At 43.3% G+C, this 12312-nt stretch carries 10 protein-coding genes; 8 read left to right on the top strand and 2 right to left on the bottom strand.

Going from position 1 to position 12312, the window contains the following annotated elements:
* Window positions 1–8 precede the first annotated feature (8 nt).
* The 3 genes from V6C21_RS08715 to V6C21_RS08705 are packed head-to-tail and all read left to right on the top strand — an operon-like array spanning window position 9 to window position 4212.
* Window positions 9–863: a carbohydrate ABC transporter permease gene (locus V6C21_RS08715; protein ID WP_479268817.1), complete on the top strand. Its 855-nt coding sequence runs from the start codon at window positions 9–11 to the stop codon at window positions 861–863.
* 13 nt (window positions 864–876) lie between these two features.
* Window positions 877–2352: a GH39 family glycosyl hydrolase gene (locus V6C21_RS08710; protein ID WP_034837695.1), complete on the top strand. Its 1476-nt coding sequence runs from the start codon at window positions 877–879 to the stop codon at window positions 2350–2352.
* Between the two features lie 33 nt (window positions 2353–2385).
* The gene (locus V6C21_RS08705; protein ID WP_479268816.1) at window positions 2386–4212 is read left to right on the top strand and encodes a family 43 glycosylhydrolase; all 1827 of its coding nucleotides are present in this window, start codon (window positions 2386–2388) and stop codon (window positions 4210–4212) included.
* Window positions 4213–4340: 128 nt separating this feature from the next.
* On the opposite strand, the gene V6C21_RS08700 is transcribed toward V6C21_RS08705, so the two are convergent.
* On the bottom strand, window positions 4341–5975 hold the full coding sequence (locus V6C21_RS08700; protein ID WP_479268815.1) for a class I adenylate-forming enzyme family protein: 1635 nt from the start codon (window positions 5973–5975) through the stop codon (window positions 4341–4343).
* Between the two features lie 410 nt (window positions 5976–6385).
* Here V6C21_RS08700 and V6C21_RS08695 point away from each other — a divergent pair, with 410 nt between their 5' ends.
* The 5 genes from V6C21_RS08695 (at window position 6386) to V6C21_RS08675 (ending at window position 9774) form a co-directional block, all read left to right on the top strand.
* The gene (locus V6C21_RS08695) at window positions 6386–6808 is read left to right on the top strand and encodes a transcriptional regulator (protein ID WP_034837700.1); all 423 of its coding nucleotides are present in this window, start codon (window positions 6386–6388) and stop codon (window positions 6806–6808) included.
* Between the two features lie 5 nt (window positions 6809–6813).
* The gene (locus tag V6C21_RS08690; RefSeq protein ID WP_479268814.1) at window positions 6814–8013 is read left to right on the top strand and encodes a serine/threonine-protein kinase; all 1200 of its coding nucleotides are present in this window, start codon (window positions 6814–6816) and stop codon (window positions 8011–8013) included.
* Between the two features lie 94 nt (window positions 8014–8107).
* Complete coding sequence (locus V6C21_RS08685) at window positions 8108–8485, top strand: DUF4064 domain-containing protein (protein ID WP_034837703.1); 378 nt, start codon at window positions 8108–8110, stop codon at window positions 8483–8485.
* 18 nt (window positions 8486–8503) lie between these two features.
* Complete coding sequence (locus V6C21_RS08680) at window positions 8504–9253, top strand: prolipoprotein diacylglyceryl transferase (RefSeq protein WP_052659883.1); 750 nt, start codon at window positions 8504–8506, stop codon at window positions 9251–9253.
* 47 nt (window positions 9254–9300) lie between these two features.
* Window positions 9301–9774 carry a DUF3862 domain-containing protein gene (locus tag V6C21_RS08675; RefSeq protein WP_479268813.1) on the top strand — a complete coding sequence of 158 codons (474 nt, stop codon included), beginning with the start codon at window positions 9301–9303 and terminating at the stop codon, window positions 9772–9774.
* An 83-nt stretch (window positions 9775–9857) separates the two neighbouring features.
* Here the strand turns inward: V6C21_RS08675 and V6C21_RS08670 are convergent, their stop codons facing one another.
* Window positions 9858–12248 (bottom strand): heavy metal translocating P-type ATPase, encoded by a 2391-nt coding sequence (locus tag V6C21_RS08670; RefSeq protein ID WP_479268812.1) that lies wholly within the window; start codon window positions 12246–12248, stop codon window positions 9858–9860.
* Between the last annotated feature and the right edge of the window lie 64 nt (window positions 12249–12312).

The following is a 12312-nucleotide window of genomic DNA, read 5'->3' as shown; positions in this document are numbered from 1 at the left end:
AAAGAAAAATGGCAAGAACAATTTCCAAAAGTACATCACGTCGAATTGAGCTTATTATTATCGGGATTATATTGGGTATCTGTACTATAATTTGCATATTCCCGTTTATCTGGATGATCAGTACATCGCTGAAATCCACTGCAGAAGCATATTCGTTTCCGCCTACACTAATACCTAAAAGGCCTATGTTTTCCAACTTTAAAAATGGATTTGCCAAGGCAGACTTTGTGCAGTTTACGAAAAATACTATTTTCCTGACTTTGGTCTGCACCGTCGGTACAGTCATTTCTTCGGCAGTAGTCGCGTACGGTTTTGCACGTTTTAAGGCAAGAGGTTCCAATATTCTCTTCCTGTGCCTCATGGGAACTATGATGCTGCCTACACAAGTCACACTGGTTCCTCAGTACCTGCTGTATTATAAACTTGGCATGGTAGATACTTACTGGCCGATGATTGTTCCTGCATGGCTGGGCGGCGGCGCTTTTAACATTTTCCTTTACAGGCAGTTCTTTTTGTCCCTGCCAAAGGAGCTTAATGAAGCTGCTACAATAGACGGAGCAAATTCCTGGCAGACTTTCTTCCACATCATTCTACCGTCAGTAAAACCTGTTTCTTTGGCAGTCGCAGTTATGTCACTCGTTTATAACTGGAATGACTTTTACACTCCTTTGATTTACCTGAATACCACGTCCAAATTTACTGTAAGCATTGGTCTCCAGTTCCTGAATAGCTCAATGGGCACAACAAAGATTGGACAGATGATGGCTGTTGCATTAGTTACACTTCTGCCGGTTCTTGTAATATTCTTTGTCTGTCAGAAATATTTTGTACAAGGAATTAAGATGTCCGGCTTGAAGTCATAACGGAGGGTATAAAATGAAAAACTTTACTGTCAACGCAGCTGCACCAACGTTTGAATTGCCGCATTACTGGGAAAAATGTGTCGGCTCCTGCCACGCATACACAGCTTTGCGGGAAGATTACCGCTCACAACTGCGCAAGGCACATGAGGAAGCCGGTTTTCAGTATGTGCGCTTTCATGGCTTGCTTGACGACGATATGAGTGTCGTCTTCCGCAGCCGCGACGGTAAGCTAATTTACAATTTTTTCAACATTGATTCTATCTGTGATTTCCTGCTCAGCATCGGTATGAAACCCTTTCTTGAACTCGGATTCATGCCGGGAGTGCTCGCCTCAACAAACACGACTTGTTTCCACTACAAGGGCAACGTGTCAAAGCCAAAGGACTACAATCAATGGGATACTTTGATTGAAAAGCTCGCATCACATTTGGTCGAACGTTATGGGATCAATGAAGTGAGCAATTGGTATTTTGAAGTTTGGAATGAACCGAACCTCAAGTTTTTCTATGAAGGAACCCAGGACGATTATTTTGAACTTTATGAACATACTGCAAGAGCAATTAAAAAGGTAAACCCCGCTCTGCGAGTAGGAGGCCCCGCAACAGCCTGCAACGGCTGGATTGCAGATTTAATCCATTTCTGTGAAGCAAATTCAGTACCTCTCGACTTCGTTTCCACACATCACTACCCTACGGATGACCCACTTTGGGAATCCGGAATGTCTCTTGATGAAGCCATCCAAAAATTTATGAAGAACAACAAAGATGACGCTTCAGAAAAGAAGATTTACTACAAGCGTGGAATCCTTACAGAAATGATTCACACAGCAAAAAAGGAAGCAGGCAACTATCCTCTGTATTACACAGAGTGGAATAGTTCAGCACAGTTGCCGGACGAGGTACATGACCTGCCATACAGCTCATCGCTGGTGGCCAAAACTGTTATTGACAATATTGGTCTGGTAGAGGCTTATTCCTTCTGGACCTTTACTGATATTTTTGAAGAAAACGGACAGCTTCCCGGAGAATTTCATGGCGGCTTTGGTTTGCAGACTGTGCATGGAATTCCCAAACCAACTTACCGCGTTTTCCAGCTTCTACATATGCTTGGCGATCAGCAACTGCCCCGCATAGAGGAACAGGGTTCCGTTGGTATGATTGCAACAACGCAGGAGAATGAGCTGCGTATTCTTGCATATAACCATAATGTGTTGGGCGAAGAGATCGAAACCGAGCATGTGCATTTGACAATACAAAACCGTGAAGTTTCTGGCGCCGAAATTATTTATGTAGATGAAACGCACGGAAACGCATATGCAGAGTGGAAGCGTATGGGATCACCGGAATATCCAAATTCCGACCAGATGGAAGCTTTGAAGCAGGCATCAGAAATCAAACCAATGCCGTTGAAAGTGGACAAAACAACAGACGGTGCTGTAATTGATTTTGACCTGGTGCCTTATGCAGTTGCATACCTTCGCATATATTAATTTCAAATCCAAACCAGAAAGCAGAAGAAAACTATGATAAATACATCAAGAAATATACGTAGCATTTATGCCTATCACGGCTTATTCAGAAATGAATTTGGCGGCTCTATGCATCTTGCAATTCAAAAGGAAGATAAAACATTTGTAGCGCTGAACAGCGGCTGCGGCATATTGTTTGCCAAAGCTGAGCTCTCAGAGGGAAGACTTTGCGGCACCACAAAAATTTTGTTTAATCCTTGGGTGTTCCGTATGTGCGACGGGGCATTCGGAGTTGTTGCACTGCGGCAGAGTTTGCTTCCAAATGATAAAGGAACAAAGCCGTACGGGAGCTCTTTGGAAGAAGGAAAAGAAAACTGTGTTTTGCTTTTCCGCTCAAAAGATTTGATTTCCTATACCGAATTAGGGCTGGTTGAAGTCGCTCCAAAAGGCACAAAGATTTTTGATGTATCCTGCGAATGGCGCGACGACAAGTATGTTTTAACGCTGGTAACAGATAAAGGCAATTATATGTGCGAGTCCCCGGATTTGACTCACTTTGGCGGTTTGCAGCAAACCCTCGGAAAGCCTGAACGCGTTCATATTGGTTTGTGGGACGCAGCTCCGGCTTGCAAAGTCGATGTTACTGAAGAAGAATATCAAAAGCTTATTGACTGTTTAATGCCCCTCCAGAATGTCGGAATAGATCCAATAGAAATTACTGTACCTGTAGGCGAAAAGGCTGTTCTGCCTGAAGCTGTTTTGCGGTATAACGACGGTTCCACATTCAAAATGCCTGTAAAGTGGGACGAAGTCGACACACAAAAGCCCGGCGACTATGTTGTTACTGGCCGCTTACAGCAGAAAAAATGGGACTTTCCCCTTACGGGCGAGCGCGGCGACCCGATGGCAATACGCTATAAAGGAAAATATTATTACATGGCTACTGACGACGAGCACGGCCAGTTGGCACTGAAAATTAGAGTTGCGGATTCTATTGACCAAATTGCGAGCGCAGAGGATCATGTGATATTTACCGCAGCCAAATCAGGTGAATTTTCAGGATGTCTTTGGGCACCTGAACTGCACTTAATTAATGATAATCTCTATATTTTCTTTGCCGCAGGTTCGCCGGATTGGTTCACAGTTCAATCTCATGTAATGAAATTGATTGGCAGCGATCCCACCAATCCTGCTGACTGGTCAAAGCCCATTCGCTGCAAAAACAAGGACAATGACGTGCTGAACAAAAACGGTATTACACTGGATATGACCGTTTTGCAGGACGCGGGAAATGTTTACGCGATTTGGGCACAGCGAGAAATCAAAAAGACTCAGGATTCGATGGAATGCGGCAATTCAGATTTGTATATTGCCAAAATTGACCCAGAAAAACCCTGGCAGCAAATCAGCGAGCCCGTTTTGCTGAAACATCCGATTTACAGTTGGGAAAGAGCCCATGCTGAAGTAATCGAAGGGCCATTTGTACTTCGGCACGGAGATGATATATTTGTGACTTATGCCGCAGCTCTGATTGACTACACTTACAGTGTTGGTATCCTCCGGGCAAAGTCAGGAACAGATTTGCTTAATCCAGACTCCTGGCATGCCCAAAACTATCCGGCCCTTCATCTTCTGAGTATGCCTGATCAGATTGGCGGCGGCCACAACTCTTTTGTAAAAGATGAATACGGAAATGATATTTTGATGATCCACGCAATCCCTCTTAAACATTTCCGCAGCGATCCGACGGATATGCGCCGCTATCCGACCTTCCGCACAGTACACTGGGATGCATACGGAAACCCGCGCTTGGATATGTCACCTGAACGGGAACTGGACCCGCGTTTTGCAGAAATTAAAGCATTGGTGCATGTTAAATAAAGATAATGGCGTGGGGAGCCATTATACGATATTTACATTCGGTTATCATTTTAGATAAAAAACAGAGCATCTGTTTTACACAGAATGCTCTGTTTTTTTATGCGGAAGCGAATAAACGCTATTTAAATTTATTTTGTCGTCTCTGCCTCTACAAGGCGCTGTACGCGATATTTTTCGCGAAGAAGCGGCTTTTCAATTTTTCCGGTTGGATTCCTGGGAACTTTGGCAAATATTATTTTTCTCGGACGCTTATAGCGCGGAAGGTCAAGGCAGAACTCATTTATATCCTCTTCAGTGCATTTAGCACCGTCCTTAAGTTCAATAATCGCTGCTGCGATTTCCCCGAGACGGTCATCAGGAAGCCCTATTACAGCTGCATCCTTTATGTCCTTATGAGCGCGCAGAAAATCTTCAATCTGCACAGGATAGATATTTTCGCCGCCGGAAATTATAACGTCCTTCTTGCGGTCTACAAGATAGATAAAGCCATCTTCGTCCATCCGAGCCATATCACCGGTATAAAGCCATCCGTCCTTGATTGTCTCCGCAGTCGCCTCAGGATTTCTATAATAGCATTTCATAACCCCGGGGCCTTTTACGATAAGTTCGCCGACTTCACCTATTTCTGTGGGTTCGCCGTTCTCTTTGACTATCTTTGCTTCCCACTGATAACCTGCTTTCCCGATGGCCCCGACCTTATGTATATTTTCTACACCGAGGTGAACACAGCCCGGACCTAATGATTCGCTAAGGCCGTAATTCGTGTCATACTGATGATTCGGGAAAACCTTTTTCCAGCGCTTAATAAGGCTCGGCGGGACAGGCTGCGCTCCTATATGCATTAGCCTCCATTGTTCAAGCCGATAGTCCTCAAGTTTTATTTCCCCTCTATCTATTGCGTCGAGGATATCCTGAACCCACGGCACGAGCAGCCAAACGATGGTGGCCCTTTCCTCCGATATCGCCTGCATAACCCATTCCGGTTTCACGCCCCGCAGCAAAACTGCTTTGCTGCCGGTTAGAAGGCTGCCGAACCAGTGCATTTTGGCGCCTGTATGATAAAGGGGAGGTATACATAAAAATACATCTTCATGTGTTTGAGAGTGGTGCTTTTGTTCCGTATAGCAGGATGCAGTCAAAGCCCTGTGCGCGTGGAGTATTGCCTTTGGAAAACCAGTTGTGCCTGATGAAAAATATATTGCCGCGTCGTCATCTTCCTTTATTTCAACAGCGGGAGCGGTTGACGAGCAATAAGTGACAAGCTTGTTATAGCTGTCGGCAAAAGTGGGGACATTTTCGCCGACATAGAATAACGTCTTTACATTATGAATGTGATCAAAAATCTGCTCAATACGCCCTATAAACTCCGGCCCAAATATAAGCGCTTTGACTTCGGCAAGTTCCAGGCAGTACTTTATCTCTTCTGCAGTATACCTATAATTCAAAGGGACGGCGATGGCTCCGGTTTTTAAAATACCAAAATAAACAGGAAGCCATTCAAGGCAGTTCATCAAAAGAATAGCAACCTTGTCACCTTTTTTAATACCCCGTGTTAAAAGCAAATTCGCAAAGCGGTTTGCCTTTACATCAAATTCCTTCCATGTCATCTCACGGCGGTATCGCTCTGCTATCGTCGTCTGAATGAGATTGTATTCTCTCCACGTCATGGCACGGTCCGGCTGATTTGCCGGATTGATTTCAACAAGACTTACTTCCGATGGATAAAGCTTTGCGTTCCTTTCCAAAAAATCTGTTATCGGCAAATTCATCATCTTCCTTTAATGGCTTTACGGTGATAATGCAGCACAACCCTAAACACAATGTATGAGTCATTATGCAATTTACCGCATTATCTAATTATATCACTAAATCGCCGTCAAAAAAATGTTTTTCAGAAATTTATTAACCAAAAATCATCAAAAATTTATTAAATTTAGGTAAAATGTTACATCGGAGGCTGTTTTTCATGCTTATGCTTGGGAATTGTTTTTCCCTAATCCATAGCTTTAACTAATATATCCTAATTCGACAAAATATGATTAAAAAACATTAATTATTAATAAATTATTGATATGTTAAATTTTGAGTATTATAATTAATTTTGTTAGCTGTCAGCTAAATGGATATGCTTACCAGATATGTGTGAAAATCTTGATTTCGGAGGTGCCCTCTGATGGGGGAAAAACTAACAGAGGAACTGTTAAATGAACTGATGGACTCTGTTACGCTAGAATTTATAGAAAAACTACCACAAAGAAAAGTTAGTTTGCCACAGCGTCTTAACGAACTTCTTATTCAAAAACATCTGAAAAAAAGCGACGTAATCAGGCGTTCTAAACTAAACACAACTTTTGCATATCAGATTTTTTCCGGGGACCGAAATGCTTCAAGGAACAAAATACTGCAACTTGCCCTCGCCATGGGGCTTAACCTCAAAGAAACACAAGATTTGCTCAGAATCTCCGGCGTGAATGAACTTTACTGCAAAGACAGGCGAGATGCAATCATCATTTTTGGCATTACCAAAGGAATGACATTGGAACAAATTGACGACACACTATACAAATTTGGAGAACTAACGATTTGTGAGGAATGACAGGTATGTACGAGCTTGAACAAAAGCTTGCAAACATACAAAGAGACAATTTATATACTGTAATTAAAGTTTTAAAGGAAGGCAATTTCGGTCGTACCGAAAAGGTCGTGAACGCCAACGGATGGATATTTGTCCGAAAATACTTTTACGAAGATTCCGGACAGACTGAAAACGAATACAGCATACTGTCAAGACTTTCACACCCCCTCCTTCCAAAGGTATATGACCATTATGAGCTTGCCGGACAGAAAGTGCTTATTGAAGAATACATAGATGGTGTAAGACTCTCTGATGTTATAAGCAGAAACGGACGTCTGCCGTTTTACACAGCACTCGGCATTACTCTGCAGCTTTGCTCAGTTGTTGAATTTCTGCACAGTCAGAAGCCCAATCCGGTCATACACAGGGACATAAAACCTGACAACATTATTCTTCAGCCAAATGGGCAGATTAAATTAATTGATTTCGGTGCGGCACGCAATTTCAATTCCGTTAAAAATAGGGATACGGTGCTGATCGGGACAGTGGGATACGCTCCTCCTGAACAATTCGGATTCGGTCAGACTGACTGCCGTGCGGATATATATGCCATAGGCAAGACACTGACACATATGCTCACCGGTATTGCCCCTGAAAGAGGAAAAAACAATATACCGTCAAATAATAAATTTCCCCCTCAGCTTATCAAAATCATTAAAAAGGCAACAGAGTTTGACCCTGACCACAGATATGTAAGCGTAAAAGAGCTCTCTAAAGCAATAAAAGGTCTCATACCTTCAAGAATCATTAAGAACAATAATGTTTTTGGAAATATAAAACCGCCTAAAAGAATTTATCCAGTTTACTGCAATTTGCCGAATCCTGTGAAAATATTACTTATGCCGTTTCATGCCTTATTGGCTTTAATCCTAATTTTCGGCTGCGGGGGTGATATGTCTACACCAACGGGGTTTGGCTTTAGGGATGACCTTCTTAAAATCCTAAATGATTTGGATTTTGCACTTTTATGTATACTGCCGCCTTATATCTTGGGTTTTAATCTATTTAACCTAAACGAAAGGATAAAATTTTTCAATAAAAATAGACAAATTAAGAAAATAGTAATTGTAATTGTATTAATCCTGATTGCTGGTATCCTGTCAAGTTGTTTTGAGTCTTATCACACAGCAGCTTACATAAAATCAACAAATTCAGCTGTCAGCTAATGAAATAAGACTTTTTTAGTGCTATATTGACACTGCAGGTAAAATTAAAAACTGCGGTGCTTTTTTATTGAAAAATTTATTCTGGAGGTATTTTATGGCAAAAGTAAGGGGAACCTCAAATGCTCCAATGATTTTGGGGATCATCGGCGGTGTACTCGGTATCCCGGGTTCAATCTGCTCTGGTGCCTGCGCTGCGGGACTTACCAGTCTTTCAGAAGGAGCCACTACCGAAGTTACTAATGCTGCCGGCAACACATTTATGATTATCGGACTGATTGGCAGTATCCTCGGTTTGGTATTTGGCATACTGGCCAAGAAAATGCCTATTCCTGCTGGTATTTTGATGTTGGTTGCAACTGTCCTTGTTGGTATTACGCTTGTAACTTTCAGTTTCTTGAACCTTGCAGTTGTAATTCTATTCCTTATCGGTGCAATTATCTCCTTCACACAGAAGAAAGAAACCATTGAATAATTCTCTACAAAAAAAGTCATGTACCCCTATATCCACTTTATCGGCGGTGAAGTAATTTCATCATACAATCTTATGGCAGGACTTGGACTTATTGCAGGAATTCTGGTCTTCTACAGAATTTCAAAAGAGAAAAATGTTCCTACAAAAATCGTAGACAATATGCCAGTGCTGTTTGTATTGATTATTATTTCAGCCGCTGTTTCATCAATTTTTTTAAATAACTTTGAACACAACAGCTGGAATTTTAGCAGCCTGAAAGCTTTTGTTTCAGGTTTTACATTCTATGGCGGATTACTCGGCGGAGGTCTGACAGCAATTGTCGGCTCCGCCGTTATCTGCAAAAGAAAATTTCCGCTTTATTTTATGCTCGATATACTGTCAGTCTGCCTGATGATAGGACATGCAATCGGCAGGATCGGATGCTTTCTGGGTGGCTGTTGTTACGGAAAGGCAGCAAATACTATTTTCACCGTTCCATATCCTATAAACGGCGCTTGGGTTCGCGTCTATCCGACTCAGCTCTATGAAAGCCTGTTTTTGTTCCTGCTATTTCTGTATTCATATAGGCACTTAGCAAATTCCTTTGGACGATACCTAATTTTTTACGGAACTTTTCGCTTCTTTATCGAGTTCCTCCGCGGCGATGACCGGGGAATCGAGATTCTTCTTTCACCTTCTCAATGGATTTCATTAATGCTGATAACAGCGGGAATCTTTGTTTTAAAGGCGGAAATTACTGAAAAGCGTCGGAAAACCGTACATTGCTAAGACATGGATCGTACCTGCCAAATAAAATAGTCACGGAGGACAGATTTATGAAAACACATAAAATTCTTTCTTTGATCGTCAGCGCTGCCCTTACAGTTGCTTTGGCTGGGACAATTAGCGGTTGCAACTTCGCAGGGACGAGTTCTGCCGACTCTGCAATTGGAGAATCATCAAGTATCACATCTTCGGCAGAATCTGTCACATCATCAGCCACAGAATCTTCATCAAATGCTACTTCATCAAAGACAGGGTCTAACAAAAAGCAATCAAACAATACAGCATCCTCGAAAAAAAACTATATTACAAAAGCTGATTTTGACAAAATTTCAAATGGCATGACCTATGAAGAAGTTAAAAAGATAATCGGGTGCGACGGAGAATTAATGTCCGAAGTGGGCTCCAAGGGCCAAAAGTATTACACAGCTGTTTACGACTGGAAAGGCAAAGACGGCATTTCCAATGCTGTTCTCGAATTTCAGGATAATAAATTAATTTTCAAATCTCAGGTGGGACTTAGGTAAAACAAAGCTCCTTTTGAATACGTTAGTCCCCAGTAAAAAGAAAATCACCCCGTAAAATTACGGGGTGATTCCTTTTTATTTCGCTATTTTGTTACGAAGTGGCTGCGGGGCACATAACTAAAACCGCTTCTATTTTCGGTGCGCATTGTCCTTGTAGCATTGAGGACCGCTATTAAAGTAACGCCCACGTCGCCAAAAACGGCTTCCCACATATTTGCAACGCCGAGCGCGCCCAAAATCAGCAATGCTGCTTTTACGACAAGGGCGAAGATGATATTCTGCCAAACGATTTTGTGTGTGCGCCTTGCAATATTTATGGCGGTAACAATCTTTTTGGGCTCGTCGGTCATGAATACCACGTCGGCGGCTTCAATTGCCGCATCCGAACCTGTACCGCCCATCGCGATGCCGACATCAGCCTGTGCTAAAACGGGGGCATCGTTGATTCCGTCGCCGATAAATACGAGCTTGCCGCTGCCGTCAATCGCTTTTGAGAGCCTTTCCAACTGTTCAACCTTTTGGTGGGGCAACAGCTCCGTATAAATCTGGTCGAGGCCCAACTCCTTTCCGACCAGTTCTCCGGCAGCCTTGCTGTCACCGGTCAGCATTGCTGTTTTGACTCCAGCCGCTTTCAGCTCTTGTATGGCCTTTTCGCTGTCCGGCCTTATTTCATCGGCAATGACAAGATATCCGGCGAATTTCCCGTCTGTCGCAATATATACGACGGTTCCGGGAGACATAATTTTCTCGCAGGCGATATTCTCTGCTTTCATCAGGCTACTGTTTCCGGCCAGCACCGTTTTGCCGTCTATCTTGACGCGTATGCCCTTGCCGGAAAGCTCCTCATAATCGGATATGCGCCTGCTGTCTATCTCTTTGCCGTAGGATTCCCGGATTGAAACCGCAATCGGGTGATTTGAGTAGTTTTCGGCATATGCGGCAAGGCTGAGAACCTCATCTTCTGTAAACCCGTTCGCAGTCTTAATTTCCGCGACCTTAAAATTACCCTTTGTAAGCGTGCCGGTTTTATCAAATACAACCGTATCCACATTATTGAGCGCTTCCAAGAAGTTAGAACCTTTGACAAGTATGCCGTTTTTCGAAGCGCCGCCTATTCCTCCGAAAAAGCACAGCGGGATTGAAACTACAATGGCGCAGGGGCACGATATGACGAGGAATATCAATCCCCGTTTTATCCATTCTGCAAAGTGCACGCCGGGTATTACAAGCGGCGGTATCAATGCGAGGGCAAGGGCGGTGCATACAACAACAGGGGTATAGATACGGGCGAATTTTGTTATGAAATTCTCTGTCGGCGCTTTTTTGCTGCTTGCATTCTGAACAAGGTTCAAAATCTTTGAAACGGTGGACTCTCCGTATTCGCTCGTAACTTCGACAGTGATTAGGCCTGTCTTGTTAACCGAGCCGGAAAGGACGCTGCTGCCCGCTTCAACGTCACGTGGTAGGGATTCGCCTGTCAGCGCGGACATATCGAGCGATGACTTACCTTCCACTACCCTGCCGTCAAGAGGGATTCGTTCGCCGGGGCGCACTACGATAAGATCCCCCACTGCTGCTTCTTCTGGAGCTACTCTGCGAATCTCATCACCGATTTTGAGATTTGCATAGTCGGGACGGATATCCATCAGCGCAGATATGGATTTGCGGGAACGGTCTACGGCGGCGTCCTGTAACAGCTCGCCTATCTGGTAAAACAGCATTACCGCAACGCCTTCCGGATATTCGCCGATTGCAAACGCCCCAATGGTCGCAACGCTCATCAAGAAATTTTCATCGAATACCTGACCCTTTGCAATATTGCGCAATGCTTTGAAGAGGATTTCTCCGCCGACCGCAAGATAGGCTATAAGGTACAGCACAAACTCAACCGCCGCCGGGAGGGTAAATACCATCCCGATAACGAATAACGCAGTACCAAAAATCAAACTAATTATCTTAAACTGCTTTTTTAAGTCGGCAGACTCGGTTTTCTTTGAATCCTGTGTATACGAAATCTCCACATTCGGCTCCATTTCACGTATTTTTTGATAAACTGCCCGCAGAACAACGGGGAGCTTTCCTTTGTCATCAGCTTCAACTGTCAGCCTTTGCGTGGCAATATCAAGGTTTGCGGACTTAACTCCGCTGATTTTTTTGACTTCTTCCTCAATTTTTTCAGCGCAGCTATTACAGTCAATCCCCGACAGGTAGATGACTTTTTTCCCCGGTTCTGACTGCTCCTTTTCTTTGACAACTATGGCGGAATCATGCCTTTTCACTATGGAATCTATCTCATCGAAAAGGGTGCCGGAATTTATCTGACGTTCAAGCTCTAAGGTAAGCGTTTTTGACACAAAATCGACGTTAGAAGAAACAACGCCGCTGATTGTGCCTGCTTCACGTTCGATTTTCGCGGCACAGTTCCCACAACATAGGTTTTCAAGGATGTATTCCTTGCGGATTTCCGGCTTCATCTTTTTACCCCTTTTCTGATTTTAATATTTTCATCATGCCTAGCTGTTTATTCAAAAACTGCAA

Source organism: [Clostridium] cellulosi (assembly GCF_036762875.1).
GTDB classification, from domain to species: domain Bacteria; phylum Bacillota; class Clostridia; order Oscillospirales; family Ethanoligenentaceae; genus Ruminiclostridium_D; species Ruminiclostridium_D cellulosi.
Note: the sequence above shows the minus strand (reverse complement) of the source record. Positions and strands in the feature narration are given on the sequence as shown.

Excerpts from the sequence above, each read along its gene's own strand:
- V6C21_RS08715 (WP_479268817.1), top strand. The coding sequence starts at position 9 with ATGGCAAGAACAATTTCCAAAAGTACATCACGTCGAATTGAGCTTATT.
- V6C21_RS08710 (WP_034837695.1), top strand. The coding sequence starts at position 877 with ATGAAAAACTTTACTGTCAACGCAGCTGCACCAACGTTTGAATTGCCG.
- V6C21_RS08705 (WP_479268816.1), top strand. The coding sequence starts at position 2,386 with ATGATAAATACATCAAGAAATATACGTAGCATTTATGCCTATCACGGC.
- V6C21_RS08695 (WP_034837700.1), top strand. The coding sequence starts at position 6,386 with ATGGGGGAAAAACTAACAGAGGAACTGTTAAATGAACTGATGGACTCT.
- V6C21_RS08690 (WP_479268814.1), top strand. The coding sequence starts at position 6,814 with ATGTACGAGCTTGAACAAAAGCTTGCAAACATACAAAGAGACAATTTA.
- V6C21_RS08685 (WP_034837703.1), top strand. The coding sequence starts at position 8,108 with ATGGCAAAAGTAAGGGGAACCTCAAATGCTCCAATGATTTTGGGGATC.
- V6C21_RS08680 (WP_052659883.1), top strand. The coding sequence starts at position 8,504 with ATGTACCCCTATATCCACTTTATCGGCGGTGAAGTAATTTCATCATAC.
- V6C21_RS08675 (WP_479268813.1), top strand. The coding sequence starts at position 9,301 with ATGAAAACACATAAAATTCTTTCTTTGATCGTCAGCGCTGCCCTTACA.
- V6C21_RS08670 (WP_479268812.1), bottom strand. The coding sequence starts at position 12,248 with ATGAAGCCGGAAATCCGCAAGGAATACATCCTTGAAAACCTATGTTGT.